Origin of the sequence: Arthrobacter sp. 135MFCol5.1, assembly GCF_000374865.1 — a bacterium.
In the GTDB taxonomy this organism is placed as follows: domain Bacteria; phylum Actinomycetota; class Actinomycetes; order Actinomycetales; family Micrococcaceae; genus Arthrobacter.
In genome coordinates, this window is sequence record NZ_KB895465.1 from 50,762 (window position 1) to 65,960 (window position 15,199).

General features: G+C 66.8%; 14 protein-coding genes. 4 read left to right on the forward strand and 10 right to left on the reverse strand.

The features are described 5' to 3' along the window. Nucleotides 1-44: 44 nt before the first annotated feature. From C563_RS0117340 to C563_RS0117360, 5 genes are read right to left on the reverse strand one after another with little or no spacing between them, the layout of a single operon-like run. Nucleotides 45-824, reverse strand: a complete 780-nt coding sequence (locus C563_RS0117340) for an NAD(P)-dependent oxidoreductase (protein WP_018763341.1) — start codon at nt 822-824, stop codon at nt 45-47. A 45-nt stretch (nt 825-869) separates the two neighbouring features. Continuing rightward, nucleotides 870-1,496 carry a methyltransferase gene (locus C563_RS0117345; RefSeq protein ID WP_018763342.1) on the reverse strand — a complete coding sequence of 209 codons (627 nt, stop codon included), beginning with the start codon at nt 1,494-1,496 and terminating at the stop codon, nt 870-872. Between the two features lie 23 nt (nt 1,497-1,519). Next, entirely contained in the window at nt 1,520-2,527 is a 1,008-nt protein-coding gene (locus C563_RS0117350; RefSeq protein ID WP_018763343.1) for a tripartite tricarboxylate transporter substrate binding protein, read from the reverse strand. Nucleotides 2,528-2,575: 48 nt separating this feature from the next. Then, the gene (locus tag C563_RS0117355; RefSeq protein WP_018763344.1) at nt 2,576-4,078 is read right to left on the reverse strand and encodes a tripartite tricarboxylate transporter permease; all 1,503 of its coding nucleotides are present in this window, start codon (nt 4,076-4,078) and stop codon (nt 2,576-2,578) included. Nucleotides 4,079-4,080: 2 nt separating this feature from the next. Then, nucleotides 4,081-4,584: a tripartite tricarboxylate transporter TctB family protein gene (locus C563_RS0117360; protein WP_018763345.1), complete on the reverse strand. Its 504-nt coding sequence runs from the start codon at nt 4,582-4,584 to the stop codon at nt 4,081-4,083. Nucleotides 4,585-4,704: 120 nt separating this feature from the next. On the opposite strand from C563_RS0117360, the gene C563_RS0117365 reads away from it, so the two are divergent. Further along, complete coding sequence (locus C563_RS0117365; protein ID WP_018763346.1) at nt 4,705-5,505, forward strand: IclR family transcriptional regulator; 801 nt, start codon at nt 4,705-4,707, stop codon at nt 5,503-5,505. A gap of 126 nt (nt 5,506-5,631) precedes the next feature. Here the strand turns inward: C563_RS0117365 and C563_RS0117370 are convergent, their stop codons facing one another. From C563_RS0117370 to C563_RS0117380, 3 genes are all read right to left on the reverse strand, one after another. Then, nucleotides 5,632-7,002 (reverse strand): MFS transporter, encoded by a 1,371-nt coding sequence (locus C563_RS0117370; RefSeq protein ID WP_026265028.1) that lies wholly within the window; start codon nt 7,000-7,002, stop codon nt 5,632-5,634. A 200-nt stretch (nt 7,003-7,202) separates the two neighbouring features. Next, a complete protein-coding gene (locus tag C563_RS0117375) occupies nt 7,203-8,075 on the reverse strand; it encodes an NAD(P)-dependent oxidoreductase (protein ID WP_026265030.1) in 873 nt (290 codons plus the stop codon). 134 nt (nt 8,076-8,209) lie between these two features. Beyond that, nucleotides 8,210-8,413, reverse strand: a complete 204-nt coding sequence (locus C563_RS0117380; protein WP_018763349.1) for a hypothetical protein — start codon at nt 8,411-8,413, stop codon at nt 8,210-8,212. 305 nt (nt 8,414-8,718) lie between these two features. On the opposite strand from C563_RS0117380, the gene C563_RS0117385 reads away from it, so the two are divergent. Further along, complete coding sequence (locus C563_RS0117385; RefSeq protein ID WP_018763350.1) at nt 8,719-10,062, forward strand: glycosyltransferase family 87 protein; 1,344 nt, start codon at nt 8,719-8,721, stop codon at nt 10,060-10,062. 28 nt (nt 10,063-10,090) lie between these two features. Beyond that, nucleotides 10,091-11,347 carry a glycosyltransferase 87 family protein gene (locus C563_RS0117390; RefSeq protein ID WP_018763351.1) on the forward strand — a complete coding sequence of 419 codons (1,257 nt, stop codon included), beginning with the start codon at nt 10,091-10,093 and terminating at the stop codon, nt 11,345-11,347. On the opposite strand, the gene mptB is transcribed toward C563_RS0117390, so the two are convergent. Beyond that, complete coding sequence (mptB, locus tag C563_RS0117395; RefSeq protein WP_018763352.1) at nt 11,344-12,960, reverse strand: polyprenol phosphomannose-dependent alpha 1,6 mannosyltransferase MptB; 1,617 nt, start codon at nt 12,958-12,960, stop codon at nt 11,344-11,346. The two genes, C563_RS0117390 and mptB, sit on opposite strands and share 4 nt — an antisense overlap. Nucleotides 12,961-13,046: 86 nt before the next feature. Then, the gene (locus C563_RS0117400; RefSeq protein ID WP_018763353.1) at nt 13,047-13,469 is read right to left on the reverse strand and encodes a MerR family transcriptional regulator; all 423 of its coding nucleotides are present in this window, start codon (nt 13,467-13,469) and stop codon (nt 13,047-13,049) included. 184 nt (nt 13,470-13,653) lie between these two features. On the opposite strand from C563_RS0117400, the gene C563_RS0117405 reads away from it, so the two are divergent. Continuing rightward, nucleotides 13,654-15,153 carry a SulP family inorganic anion transporter gene (locus tag C563_RS0117405; protein ID WP_018763354.1) on the forward strand — a complete coding sequence of 500 codons (1,500 nt, stop codon included), beginning with the start codon at nt 13,654-13,656 and terminating at the stop codon, nt 15,151-15,153. Nucleotides 15,154-15,199 lie beyond the last annotated feature (46 nt).

Here is a 15,199-nt window from a genome sequence, read left to right on the forward strand (position 1 = left end):
TGACATCACGTATTTCCCGTTCTTGATTGTGCCCTGCTGTGCGGTCAGCGCAAGGCCGGTTCCGTGGCCTGCGCCATCCGGGCGAGGGCGGCGGCGGAGGCGGTGGTCATCTCGGCCGGGACACCGAGGTCTGAGAGATAGCTGGCGGTGTCCTGCATCTCCTTGGAGCGGCGGACGGCATGCTTGACGGTTCCCGTGAGGAACCTGTCGATGACGGCCTGGCCGTCCCCCGCCAGCTGGTTCGCGATCTGGCCGCGTATCCACTCCTCCAGGCCTGCCGCGTGGCCGGCCTGGACCGCTTCGACCACCACGGACGCCAGGCCCTTCATGAGCACGCTGCGGAGCAGTTTGTGGGCCATCGCTGCACCGGGCTCGCCGTCGGCGATTTCCACCTGCACGCCGAGCGGTCGCAGCAGTTCCGCAACGGCCTGGGCGCCAGGACCGCTCACCATGAGCGGGGTCTTTTCCCCCAGGGCGGAGACGGGTCCAAGGATGGCGACGTCGGCAAAGCGGGCTTTGCTGGGCAGCTGTCCGAGTTCCTGCATGACGCCCGGGGAAGATGATGTGAAATCGGCGTAGACGCTGCCGTCACCCAGGACCGGCAGGCATTCCTGTGCCACGCTGCGCGCAGCGGCGGCTCCGGTCATCACCAGGACGATCTCAGCCCCGGCACAGGCCTCGGCCGCCGTTGCCGCCCGGGAAACACCTTCCGGGGTAGTGGCGGCAACGGGATCGAACCCGCTGACCTGGTGGCCCGCAGCTGCGAGCGCTGCGGCGTAGGTGGCTCCGGCTTCGCCGAGGCCAATGACGGTGCACGCTGTCATGGTTTGCTCAGTTCTTTCTCGTGACGATCTTGGTGGTGTGGCATTTCAGTTGCGGGCGGCGACGATTGCCTGGCGCCGGCCGGTTTCATCAGCGAACACGGCCTCGGCCGCGTCGGCGACGACGGCGGCCTGGTCCCGGGGGATGACCACCACGCCGTCGGAGTCACCAACGATGACATCGCCGGGCAGGACGGGGACGCCGCCGAAGGCGACGGCGGTCCCCAGCCTGAAGGGGCCATCCTTGTAGGGGCCGGCGGGCGAAGTAGCCCGGGCGAAGACGGGCATGCCGATCTCGCCCAGCGCCTCGGCGTCGCGCGCTGCTCCGTCCAGCACGAAGCCCGCGACGCCGAGGTTGATGGCGCGCTCACCGATCAGTTCACCAAGGAGGGCGCGGGATTCATCTGCGCCGCCGGCGACCACGATGACGTCTCCGGGACGGGCCAGCTGCAGCGCTGCGTGGATGCCCTTGTTGTCGCCGGGCCGGGTCCACACGGTGAACGCCGGTCCGGCGAGCTTCGCCCCGGGCCAGACGGCCTGGATGGCGGAGTCCGCGACGCCGAGCCGGTCCATGGCGTCGCCGATGTTGGCGGCGGGCAGCTTGGCGAGCCGGTCCACGATGCCTTGGTCGGGGCGGGCGAAGTCGGCGGTGGTGTCGATGGCTGGAGTTGTCATGGTCGATTCCTTAGAGGTGCGGATCAGTCTTTTTTCTGGACCAGCGGAAGGACCTTCTTGAAGTCGTCTTCCTGGCCTGCCCAGAACTGCTGGTAGTCGGTGCCGTTGAGGTAGCTGGTCTGCAGGCCCAGGTCCTTCATCTTCTGCACCACTGCCGGGTCTTCGATGGCCTTCTCGATGGCGGCTTCGAGCTTCCTGGCCACGTCAGCGGGGAGCCCGGCGGGAGCGGAGTAGCCGCGGGCAGTCCCCGCGGTCAGGTCGTAGCCGGACTCTTTGAATGTGGGGATCTCCGGCAGTGAGGGGGCGCGGTCCCCGGACATGACACCCAGCACGCGTGCCTTGCCCTGCTTGCTGAGGTCGTTCACGTCGCTGACATTGGCCACCAGGACGTCAACATGCTTGCCCAGGAACGCGGTGGTGGCCTGCGAGGCGCCCTCGGAGAAGTGGACCGGCGCGAACTCCGAGCCGGTGCTTTCCTGGATCTGGGCCAGGGCGAAGTGTTCGCCGGTCTGGATGCCGGTGGTGCTGGCGGTGAGTGACTTCGGCTTGGCCTTGACCGCCTCGAGCAGCTCTTTCAGGGACTTGTACGGGCTGTCCGGCTGGACGGCGATAACGGTGGGGTCGATCACCTGCCGGCCCAGCGGCTGGAAGCTGTCCCTGGTGTACTTGGCGCCGCGGGCCGGGTCCAGGGGTGAGACCACCACCGAGGGGGACCCGGTGGCACCGATGGTGTAGCCGTCCGGCTTGGCACCGGTCAGCGCCGTGTAGCCGATCTGGCCGCCGGCACCTGGCTTGTTGATGACCTCAACGTTGGTGCCGAGTTCCTTTTCGAGGACCGGCTGGATGAGCCGGGCGGCGGTGTCCACGGCACCGCCCGACGAGAAGGCCACGATCAGGTCAATGGACTTGCCCTTCTTGGGAAAGTCGCCGGCGGCCGCACCGGAATTGCTGGCTCCGGCGTTGGCGCCGCAGCCGGTGAGGGCGAGCAGGGACGCAGCTGCGACGGCTGCGAAAATCTTTTTGCGTGACATGGTTCTTCTCCTTTGAAGGGTGCGGGTGCAGGGATTGCGGGTGTGGAGTCAGGCCTCCGGGTCCTCCATGAGGGCCTTGGGCTTGCGGAGTTTGAGCAGCGGACTGCAGATGATGAGCAGGCCGATGCCGATCAGGACGGCGGAGATGGGACGGCTGGTGAAGACGGTGAAGTCGCCCTGGGAGATTTCCAGCGATTCGCGCAGGGAGCGTTCCATCAGCGGCCCGAGCACCAGGGTGAGCACCATCGGAGCCAGGGGGATGTCGAGGTTCCGCAGTGCCAGGCCAAGGAGGCCGAAGCCGATCATGACATAGACATCGAAGACGCTGAAGTTGATGGTGTAGGCCCCGATGACCATGAACACGAGGATCACGGCCGTCAGGATGGGGGTGGGCACGCGGAGGATGGAAGTCCACAGCCCCACGAGCGGGACGTTCAGCAGCAGCAGGAGGACGTTGCCGATGAAGAGGCTGGCGATGATGGCCCAGGCGATCTCCGAGTGATCCGTGAACAGGCTGGGTCCCGGGGTGAGGCCCTGCTGCAGGAACGCGCCCATCAGCACGGCGATGGTGGGCGAAGCGGGAATGCCAAGGGTAAACAGCGGGATGAGGGCAGCGTTGGCGTGGGCGTTGTTGGCGGTCTCCGGACCGGCGACGCCTTCGACGGCCCCCTTGCCGAGCTCGTGGCGGAACCGGGAGAACCTTTTCTCCGTAGCGTAGGAAAGGAGCGAGGACACGGACCCGGTCATGCCGGGAATGAGGCCCAGGCCGAAGCCGACGCCGGTGCCGCGGGCCATGGCGGGTGCACTGCGGCGCCATTCCGTCCGCGACGGGAACAGCTGCCGGAAACCGGGGGCATGCACCACCGGGGTGGGCTCGTTCCGGCGGAAGGAGAGGATTTCGGAGAGCCCGAAGACGCCGACGATGACGGCAACGAAGCTGACCCCGTCCATCAGGTTGTCGATCCCGAAGGTGAAGCGCGGTGCTCCGGCCACGGGATCGATGCCCACCATGGAGATCAGCAGGCCCAGGGCGCCGGAGATCAGTGCCTTGACCATGGACTTTCCCGCCAGGGCGACCAGCAGCGAGATGCCCACCACCATGAGCGCGAAGAATTCGGGCGGCCCCACCAGCAGGCCCATCTCACCAAGCGGCTTGGCTGCGGCCACCAGGCCGACTGTTGCGATGGTGCCGCCGATGAAGGAACCGACGGCGGCCAGCGTCAGTGCCGCTCCGGCCCTTCCCATTTTTGTCATTGCATAACCGTCGATGGTGGTGATGGCGGAGGAGGCTTCGCCGGGAGTGTTCAGCAGGACGCTGGTGATGGTGCCGCCGTACTGGGTTCCGTAGAAGATGGCACACAGCATGATGATGGACCCCGCGGGGTCGAGGTTGAGCGTCAGAGGGATGAGCAGTGCCACCCCTGCCACGGGGCCGACGCCGGGCAGGACGCCGATAATGGTGCCAAGCAGGCAGCCAAGGAAGGCAAACAGCAGGTTTTGCCAGGTCATGGCGGTGGCAAATCCGCCGAGCAGTTCGTTGAGGGTTTCCATGCCTAGAGTCCGATCAGGTTCAGCGGAGTAAATGCCGATACGGGAAGGGCCACGTTCAGGCCGTAGTTGAAGGCGTAGAAGGCACCGACGCTTCCCGCCAGGGCGATGATCAATGAGGGCACCCATGCCCGGCGTCCGCGGATTTTAAGGTGGTAGAGCAGGAACGCGAACATGCTCAGCTGGAAGCCCAGCAGGTCCATGACCGCTGCCAGGATGACCAGGCTGGCCACGATGGAGATGACCACCCCTTTGTCCACGCCCTCGCCCTTGGCGCTGGGCCGGCGGAGTTCCTGGAGGAGCCAGATGGCCGACATCGCCACCAGGAGAGCCCCCATGGCGAAGGGGAACAGGCCGGCACCGGGGCCCAGGGACGTCCAGAGCCCCAGGCTCACCGAGCTGACCAGGACATAGATGCCGACGGCGGCGACGGCGCCGATCCCCGCCAGCACACCGCGGGCAACCCGAATGGTGCTCCCCGTTTTCGTCGTGACTGACTCCGTTGTCATGAGTTTCCTTTTCACAGCGCGTCATTGCGTTTCATAGAATGAAACTATATTGCGTACTGAGAAATAGTGACAGGAGACACAAGGACTGTCAAGCGCAAAGAACTTACATAGAATGAAAGAATGGCGACCACGACTTCCACCACGGCCGGCCCGGCAGAAGAGGGCCCCAAGTCCTCGAACATGCGCTCCCTTTCCAGGGCCATGGAGGTCTTCGCCGAGCTGCAGCGGGCCGAGCGGCCGCAGCGGCTCAGTGATCTGGCACGGAATTGCGGCATGAGCCTGCCCACCACGCTGCGGATCCTGCGGGTGCTGCAGGATTTCGGAATGGTGAGCCAGACGGACAAGTCCTACCGGATCGGCCCCGCCGTCCTGCCCGCCGCACGGAGCTTCCTGGAGAACGATCCCCTGGTGGTCGCTGCCCGCCCCGTCCTGCAGCAGGTCGCATCGCAAACCGGGCTGACAGCGTCGCTGTACTCACGGCTCGGCTTCGAGCGCATCCTGGTGGCCCGCGTCGACGGCGAGGCGCCCCTCCGCTACGATCTCCCGCTGGGCAAGCGGCTGCCCCTGACCCTCGGCGCCGCAGGAAAGATCCTGCTGGCATCCGCGTCCGATGACGAACTTCAGCAGGCGGTGGCGGCAGCTGTTGCAGCCGGCCAGGAAGACGCCGACCTGACGGCAGAGGAACTGCGCGCGCGGCTCCCTGAACCCGGAACCGACTACGCGTTCTCCGCCGACGAGCGTGCCACCGGCGTCCTGTCCGTGGCCATGGCCGTTCCCAACCGGACGGGCCGGCCAACCGAATCCATGTCCCTCACCAGCCCGGTGGAAGCGGCCAGCGAGGCCACGCTGAAGGCCGGGGTCCCGGAGCTGCGCCGCGCCGCAGGCCGGCTCTCCGAGCTCCTGGAGGGCTCGGTCTACTGAGCGGGCCCGGGACGTCGGACCGCCAGGAAACCATCCCGTGAGACGCCAAATGCCCGGTTGGGGTCCCCCTGCCGGGCATTTGGTGTGGCGGCCGACCCGGCGACCTCCCGCCGTCGTCCGTTGCCGTCAGGTGCCTGGGCGCGCTTCCTTCAGGCCCTCGAGGTCCTCAAGCGACTTGCCTTTCGTGTCCGAGGACATCAGGGTGGCCACCGCGGACACCAGGCAGATCCCCAGCGTGGTCAGGCCGATGGTGAGCGGCACGTTGGTGGAACCGGGAGGAGCGATCGCGGTAAAGATGCTCGGGAAGAATGAAGCGATCATCAGCCCGATGTTCTGCGAGACGGCGAAGCCGGTGACCCGGATCCGCATGGGGAACTGCTCCTGGAAGAACGTGGCGAAGGTGGCGTTCCACATCTGGAAGAAGATGCCCTGCACGATCACGACGCACACGAAGACCAGCGGCAGGCTGCCCTGCTGGATCGCCCACAGGTACCCGGTGACCAGTACGCCGCCAATGACCCCGCCGGCCGCCATGAGCATCCGCCGGCCGATCCGGTCGGACAGTGCACCGAAAAACGGGATGGTGATGACGGCAGCAATGTTGGCTACCAGGGTCACCCACAGGAACTCGCTGCTGGAGAAGCCGTTGCCGTAGCCCTTCTGGGTGGCGTAGGAGACGCCGAAGATCAGGGTGGCCATGCCGATCACGTTGGTGAACGTCATGGCGACGCAGCGGACCAGGACGCCGGGGCGGGTGCGGAGGAGTTCGATGAGCGGGAAGCGCTGCTTGGCCGGGGCCGCTCCGGACTGCGCGGCGTACGCAGGGGGTTCGGTCACGCGGCGGCGGATCAGGTACCCGGCCAGGATGACGACGGCGCTGAGCAGGAACGGGATGCGCCAGCCCCAGGAGCTGAACTGGTCCGCCGGGAGGAGGGCGGCGAGCGGGAGGAGGACGGCGGTGGCCAGGATCGAGCCCACCTGGGTGCCCTGGAGGCTGAAGCTGGCGAAGAACCCGCGCTTTGCGTCAGGGGAATGCTCCACGATCATGGCGCTGGCACCGCCCAGTTCGCCGGCAACGGCGAAACCCTGGATGAGCCGGAGGATCACCAGCAGAGCGGGCGCCAGGAGGCCCACCTGGCCGTACGTGGGGAGCAGGCCAACAGCGAACGTCGCGAAGCCCATGAGCAGCATCGCGAACACGAGCACTTTCTTGCGGCCGTGCCGGTCACCATAGGCGCCGAGCACCACGGCGCCGATGGGACGGGAGACGTAGCCGACGGCGTAGGTGGCCAGGGAGGCGATGATGGCGACGGTGGGGTTCCCGGACGGGAAGAAGATGGTGGGGAAGACCAGGGTTGCCGCCAGGGAGTACAGCGCAAAGTCGTAGTACTCGAGGGCGCTTCCGATCCAGCCGCTCATCGCGGCCTTCCTGGGGTCCCGAATGCCGGCTCCAGCCCCTTGGCTGGTGAGGGGCGCGCGGGTGGGGGTGGTGCTCATGTGCTTGTCCTTCGTCTTCATTGGCAAGGAACCGGAACCGCTGGTGGGCAGGATTCAGGGTTTGGTGTGCTGCGCCGGAGCCGGATCGGGGCAGGAGCGGCAACTCTTGAATCGATTCATCCAATATAGAAGGTGACGCGGATAACGTCAACGGCAAGCGCTATCCCGACGGGCTGGGGCGCCCTGGAAAGGAGCCCCTGCTACCTGCTGGCGTGATAAGCGGCCGCCATGTCCTGCTTGGCGCGGCCCTGGTCCGCCACCCGGTCCAGCCGGGCGGCAGCCGCCTCGGCTCCATCGAGTTTCAGGCCTTCGGCCGCGGCGGCATCGACAATGAGGTGGGCGTCCTTGCGGGCGGTGTCCACGGCGAAGGACGCCGGCTCCAGCCCGTCGTCAAGGATGAGTCCCATCTTGGTGCGCAGGTAGGGGAGGTCCAGCGGACCGCCGTCGAGCACGTTGAGGAACTGCCCGGGATCCACGCCCAGCGCCTGGGCAAGCGCAACCACCTCGCCCGCGGCGTTGGAGGCGGCAATGACCCAGCTGTTGACCACCAGCTTGAGCCGGGCGGCCGAACCCTTGGCGGGGTCCTCGCCGGTCCAGAGGGTGCGGGCGCCGATGGCATCGAGGACCGGCGCTACGCGGGGGCGGATGGCTTCGGGGCCGGCGGCGAGGACCAGCAGTTGGCCCGCCTCGGCGGGGGCGCGGGTGCCGGAGACAGGTGCTTCCACCAGGTCCAGGCCGAGGTCGGCGGCCAAGGCGGCGAGAGCGGGAACGTCCTGCACTCCCACGGTGGTGGACTGGATCCAGGCCGTGCCGGCGCGGATGCCGGGCGCCGCCTGCCGCATGACCTGCGCCACCGCGGCGGCGTCGTACACCATGGTGAGGACAACGTCGGCGGCTTCCACCGCGTCGGCGGGGCTGGCCGCCCGCAGGGCACCTTCGGCGGCGAGCGGCTCAGTTTTGGCCGGATCCCGGTTCCACACCGACACCTTGTGGCCGGCCCGGAGGAGGTTGCGCGCCATGGCCGCTCCCATGATTCCGGTCCCCAGCACCGCCACGCTCATCGAGTTATCCATGCGTCTATTCTCCTGACCCTGCCCTGCTCTCAGGGCAGACGAACAGCAGGTACCCATGCCGGGATGAGCCCAAACGCGGGAGAACGCGCGTCACAAACGGGAGCGGCGCCGCTGGATTGGCGGCAAAGAAGCGGCTACCAGGCCTGGTGTTCCCGGGTGAGGCCGAAGGGGACCGCCTCGCTGAGGGCAACGGTGAATTTGTCCACGCCGTGCCGGGTGACGAGGATACCGTGCCGCTTGCCGGTGAGGGCGTGGGCCTTGGCGGCAGCGACGGCGGCGTCGAGTTCGCTGTCCATGCTCTGGCGGTCGGACACGGTCAGGGTCAGGGGGAAGTTCATTGAATGGCGCCTTATGTCTTTCGTGGGGTTGGGGTGGTCATTCGACGCCCTGCGCTCCCCCTGGCTGCATAGGCGGTAGGCACTCACGTGCCTCGCACCATGGTGCCTGAGCAAATAAGTGCCAGCAACTTTAGATAAAGGCCGCAGGTCAGGCGCGTGGAGTCCCTGGATTGTCCTGACAATTATTGGCGGAGATGCGCCGTGAATTAGAGTTGAACGGGACTGGAATCCGAAATCCAAGGCCTCCAATCTCCATGAGACCCGCTTCGGGGCATGACCCGAGCCATTTTGCGCCGCCGCTGACAGTGCAACGACCTGACAAGGAATCCGCCATTTCCACCGACGCTCTCTTCGGCAACCTCACCCGGATCCGCGACGTCATCCTCCCCGCGAGGGTGCGTACGGCGTTGAACAGCGGGCGCGGGCTGCTGGGCGGCTTCATTGTGGTGCACCTGGTCTTCCTGGTGTTCGGCGCATCCTTGTCCCTGCGCGGCGAGGCCTTCAGCGACACCTTCATTTACCGCGAGTGGGCCATGGCCGGCTTCAACGACGCGAACCTCTCCGGCGGCCCCAGCCCCTGGGTCTACCCCATCCTGGCCTTGATCCCCATGGCCATAGCGGGCGTGGCGGGACCGGGTCCGTTCTTCTTCCTCTGGGTTCTCATGACCACGCTCCTCAACGGCTGGGCGCTGCTGAAACTCACGGAGCGGGGCCGCAACACCAACGCCATCCCCGCCGGCTGGTGGTGGCTGGCCTTCACGTTCCTGATGGGCTGGCTGGGATTCGCCCGCGTGGACGGACTCACCGCCCCGCTGGTCCTGGTAGCCCTGGCGTACGGGGTCCAGCGCCCGTTCGTGGCCTCGGTCCTGCTGGCCATCGGCACCTGGGTGAAGGTGTGGCCGGCAGCCATCATGCTGGCCCTCTTCGCGGTGGTAAAGAACCGCCTGCTGGTGGTGCTGGCAGGAATCGCGACGACGGCGGGCGTCGTGGCGCTGGCGGCCGCCTTGGGCAGCGTTTCCAAGCTCCTGAACTTCCTCACGCAGCAGGGCGACCGTGGCATGCAGCTTGAGGCCACCTTCACCACGCCTTGGCTCTGGCTGTCCGTCCTGAACGCGGGCGGTTCCCGGATGTACATGAACACGGACATCAACTCCATGCAGGTGGACGGCCCGGGCACCGCCACCATGTCCTTCCTGATGCAACCACTCCTGGTCCTGGCCGCGCTGCTGGTGGCAGGCCTTGCGTTCTGGGCGCTGCACAACGGCAAGCAGCACAAGGTGGCCGGCGGCGTTGACCGCACCGAACTGCTTCTCGCCGGCGCCCTCGCCCTGGCCGCCGCCTTCGTGGTCTTTAACAAGGTGGGCTCCCCGCAGTTCATGGTGTGGCTGGGACCTGCCGTCGCCGTCGGCCTGGCGCACAGCTGGCGCGAATGGCGCGTCCCGGCGGCGATGCTGATCGCCATCGCCGTGGCCACGTACTTCATCTACCCGCTGTTCTACGACGCCCTCAGCCACAACAACCCGTGGATGGCCCTGGTCCTGACCATCCGCAACGTCCTGCTCGTGGTCCTGTTCCTGTGGAGCGTCCGGCGCCTGTACTCCTTGGGCAGGAAGACCGCAGCACCCGCCCCCGCGCTCAAGGAGACCTGAGATTTCCACGAGGTTCTTTGACCGCCTGGTGACGGTCCGCAGCAAAGTCCTCCCGGCCACGGTGGTGGACTGGTTCGCCCGCCCGTCCAGCGTCTGGTGGGGCTTCGCCGTCGTGCACCTGTATTTCCTGGGCTGGATGGCGTCCTTCTTCCTGAACGGCAATACGTTCAGCGACACAGAGCAGTACCGGCAGTGGGCGATGGCCGGCTACAACCCGGCGGACCTGACCGGGAAGATCAGCCCCTGGGTCTACCCGGTGCTGGCGCAGATCCCCATCTTCCTTGCCAACATCGCCGGGCCCGGCCCCTACCTGCTGGTCTGGTTCCTGATCATCACGGCGCTGAACGCCGTCGGACTGCTCTACCTGACCCGCGGACCGCGGACCGTCACCGGTGTTGCCCCGGCCTGGTGGTGGCTGTTCTTCACGGTCTTCATGGGATACCTCAGCTTTGCCCGGGTGGAAGGAATCACCGCCCCGATCGTCCTGATCGCGCTGCTCTATGTGGCGGAACGGCCCGTGGTGGCAGGCGTCCTGCTCAGCATCGCCACCTGGATCAAGGTGTGGCCCGCAGCCGTGCTGGTGCCCATCGTGATCGCCAGCCACAAGCGTGTCCAGGTGGTGCTCGCCGGCGCCGCCGTGACCGCCGTCGTCGGCCTGGGAACCTGGCTGACCGGCGGCCTGCCGCACATCATGGACTTCCTCACCAACCAGGGCGAGCGCGGCATGCAGCTCGAGGCCACGTTCTCCACCCCCTGGGTGTGGCTCAGCGTCTTCCACATTGCCGGCTCGAAAATGGCGGACAACACCGCCATCAACTCCACCGAGGTCTACGGGCCGGGGGCCGACGTGGCCGCGTTCCTGATGCAGCCACTGCTTATCCTCGCCGCCCTTGGCGCTGCCATCCTGCTGGTCCGTGCCCTGCGGCGCGGCGCCGAGCGGGAAGAACTGTTCCTCGAAGGCGCCCTGATGATGGTCACCGCGTTCATCGTCTTCAACAAGGTGGGCTCCCCGCAGTTCATCATCTGGCTGGCACCGGTGATCATCGCCGGCCTCACCCACGACTGGGATCGTTGGAAGGTCCCGGCAGCGTTGCTGATGGGCATCGCCATGACCACCTTCGTGATCTACCCGCTGTTCTACACGCCGCTCATCCACGCCCACCCGGTCATGGCGGCCATCCTCACCACCCGCAACGTGCTCCTGGTGGTGCTGCTGTGGTGGTCGGTGAAGCGCACCGCGGAGCTGGGCCGGAAAACCGCCGCGCAGGTACCGGCAGGAGCCTAGGGCGCCTCGGAGCGGTCGACGGCGGCGCGGGCTTCCGCCCGTCGCGCAGCCCGGCGTTCCACCGCCCACGTCCACGCCCGCCGAGCCACATCCAGCGGCCTGCCTTCGATCAGCAGTTTCCGGGTGTGGACATCCAGGACCAGCAGGTAGAACGTGAAGGCCAGGGCGGTGAAGAATGCCAGGGACGAGGCGTCGATGGGCAGCTCCACGAAGGACCAGACCGAAAGCTGGTCCTGGGCGCCGAACACCACGAAGAACGTCACGCCCACGTACAGCGAGCGGATCTGCCAGTCGTCCCGGATGCCGGTGACGGCCAGGAACGGCAGGAACCACAGGATGTACCACGGCTGGATGATGGGGGAAAGCATCACGACGGCGGTGAACGCCAGGGCCATCCGCCGCACCGCCCGAGAGTAGTCGCCGCGGAACATCAGCAGCAGGACCAGGCCGATGGCCGCCCACTTCATGCCGGTCCGCAGCAGGGTGGCCAAGGTTCCGCCCGGCAGCCCCAGGGCGTTGGCCAGCATCTCCACCTGCTGGCCCAGGAAGCCGGAGGGCGAATAGCCCGTATAGCCGGGGGTGGGGTCCATGATGGCCCAGGTCCAGCCGATGCCCAGGTTGAACGGGATGCCACTCAGGGCCAGGACGCCAAAACTGATGCCCGCCGTGGCCGCCCACATGAGGAACTTGCGCGGCCAGGTGGCGCCCGGGCCGGCCCACATCAGGCCGATGAACGGCAGCAGCAGCACCGTGATGGGCTTGATGCCGATTGAAGCGGTCACCAGGAGGATGCCGAGGAGGTAGCGGCGGGTGGCGGCCAGGTACACGCCGGCGACGGCGAGCCCCACCATGAGCGCGTCGTTGTGCGCGCTGGCGATGAAGCTGATGAGGAACAGCGGGTTGGCCACGGAGACCCAGAGTGCGCGCGCCCCGTTGATGCCGTGCAGCTCGGCGAGCTTGGGCACGTAGATGACGCAGAGCAGCACACCGACGCCGGCCAGCAGGCGGAACAGCAGGACGGATGCGTCCGGTTGGGCACCGGTCAGTCCCACCACCCCGCGGGCCAGCCACAGGAAGTAGGGGCCGTAGGGTGTCCGGTTTTCCGCCCAGGCGGGGTCGGCGCCAAGCGCAAACCAGTTGTTGAGGGTGGAGATGCCAACCTCGTAGGGGTTTTGGCCTTCCATCACCAGCCGGCCCTGGCCCGTGTAGGCGTAGACGTCGCGGGAGAAGACCGGGACACAGAACAGCAAGGGCAACGACCAGGCGGAGATGGCCACCACCACGGACCGCAGCGACGAATGGCCCCAGTCCCCCAGCCGCTGGCCCAGCCGGAGCCAGGAGCGCATCAGCAGCATGGCCCCGGCGGTCAACAGGACGGTGGAGACCGCCACTCCCCACCCCTCGGTGCGGAGCGCGATCACCACGGGCTGGCGGATCATGGGCGAGCCGTTGGCAATCCAGCCCGTGCCGATCGAACCGACGAACATCATCAGGGCGCCGATGAAACCTTCAATGGTTGCCAGGTAGGCGCGGCCCTTGGCAGGCACGGAAGCGTCGGCCGGTTCGCCCGGCCGGCTGTCCGATGTCCTGAGGTGCGACCCGCCTGCCGTCATGATGTGTGTGGTCCCCTACCTTGTTACGGCCCTGGCTCAACCAGCTTCAAGGCCGCCCTGCAACCCGGCCATTTTATCAGCCATGCTTATTGCTGCCCCGGGCCATCCTGCCGGGCACGAAGCAGCGCAAGGAATTCGTCGGCCATGCCAAGTTGTTCCTCCAGCTTGGCCCGGCGCCGGGCAGCCTCCTCGATGAATTCGTTCAGTTCGGACCTGACACTTGCGTCCTCCACGCCCGGTTCGGCCGCCTCCAGCGCGTCGATGACCCGCAAGAGGCCGGACATGGCCTCGAGAGTGAACCCCAGTGGCTTCATCCGGCGGATCAGGAGCAGGCGCGTGAAGTCACGCTCGGTGTACAGGCGGAACCCGCCTTCGGTGCGCCCCGACGGTTTGAGCAGCCCAACCTCGTCGTAGTGGCGGATGGTCCGTAACGACATTTGGGAACGGTCGGCCAGTTCCCCGATATGCATCGTGGCCACCACTTCTTCAGCGGTCATTTCGTTCACCATCACGTCACCAATCCGGCTCAACCCTCACGTTAGGGTAGTGTTGCAGATGCAGCCGAGAGTTCCCGGCGCATTCTCTCTCCATCCCCATTGTCTTCCATGACCGGGCTGGACCCGTGCGCACCGTGGCGCGCAAAACGTTGACCACCCACCCTCCCCTGAGGGCCCACGTCCCTGGAGCCGCCCCTTGTCCATCGCCGACAATCCCCGCCTTCTTCGGAAGCCGGTCACGGTCCTGACCGCGCTGCGCTCCCCGCGGCAGCTTTCCCGCGAGGTCCTTGCAGGCATGGTGACCACCCTTGCCCTGGTCCCTGAAGTCATATCGTTTTCGATCGTCGCCGGTGTCGATCCAATGGTCAGCCTGGTGGCCTCCATCGTGCTGGCCCTGACCATGTCGGTCCTCGGCGGCCGGCCGGGCGTGGTGACGGCGGCGGCGGGCTCCGTGGCATTGGTGATCGCGCCGCTGGTCCACGAGCACGGCGTCGAGTATGTCCTGCCCACGGTGCTCCTCGCCGGCGTCATCCAGATCGTCTTCGGCCTGGCCGGACTGGCCCGGCTGATGCGGTTCATCCCGCGTTCGGTGATGATCGGCTTCGTCAACGCCCTGGGCGTGCTGATCTTCATGGCACAGGTGCCGCACGTCCTCAATGTCCCCTGGCTCGCCTACGTCCTGTTCGGCCTGACGTTCGCGATCATCTTCATCCTCCCGCGCTTCACCAGGGCGGTCCCGTCGCCGCTGGTGGCGATCGTCGTCGTCACCGCCATCGCCATCATCGCGGGCCTCGCTGTTCCAAACGTCGCGGACGAGGGCCCGCTCACCGGCAAGATGCCCGGGATCACCCCGTTCCTGTTTCCGGTGAGTGTTGAGACCTTCCAGCTGATCCTGCCCACCGCGCTGAGCGTGGCGTTCGTGGGGCTCATGGAAACGCTCCTCACCGCAAAACTCGTGGACGACATCACGGACACCCCGTCGCACAAGGGCCGCGAGTCCTGGGCCCTGGGCGTCTCGAACATCTTCGCCGGCCTCTATGGCGGCATCGCCGGCTGCGCCATGATCGGCCAGACCGTCCTTAACGTAAAGACCGGGCAGGCCCGCACCCGCATTTCGACGTTCGTGGCGGGGATCTTCCTTTTGGCCCTGGTGACGGGGCTCAGCTCGATCATGGGACAGATCCCCATGGTGGCACTGGCGGCCGTGATGATGGTGGTCGCCGTGACCACTGTGGACTGGCACAGCGTCAAACCGTCCACGCTGAAGCGGATGCCGGTCCCCGAGACGCTCGTCATGGGTGTCACGGTCGCCGTCGTGGTTTTGACCGGAAATCTCGCGTACGGGGTTCTGGTGGGCGTCATCCTCGCGATGGTGCTGTTCGCACGCCGCGTGGCCCACGTCATCACCGTTGAGCGGACCTTGGCGGTCGACGGCGGGAGCGTCCGCTACGAGGTGGTGGGGCCATTGTTCTTCGGCAGCAGCAATGACCTCGTGGAGCACTTCGCCTACGCCGACGACCCCGCCTCCGTGACCATCGACCTTAGCCGGGCCCAAATCTGGGACGCTTCAACCGTTGCCGCCCTGGACTCGATCGAGACGAAGTACGCGGATCATGGCGCCGAAGTGGCAATCGAAGGCCTGGACGAGCGCAGCACCGGGTTCCACCGCCGCCTCACGGGGCATTTGGGCGCCTGATTCCGGACGGCATCCGGTCCGGCAGGCACAGGCAAAGGGGCGGAGC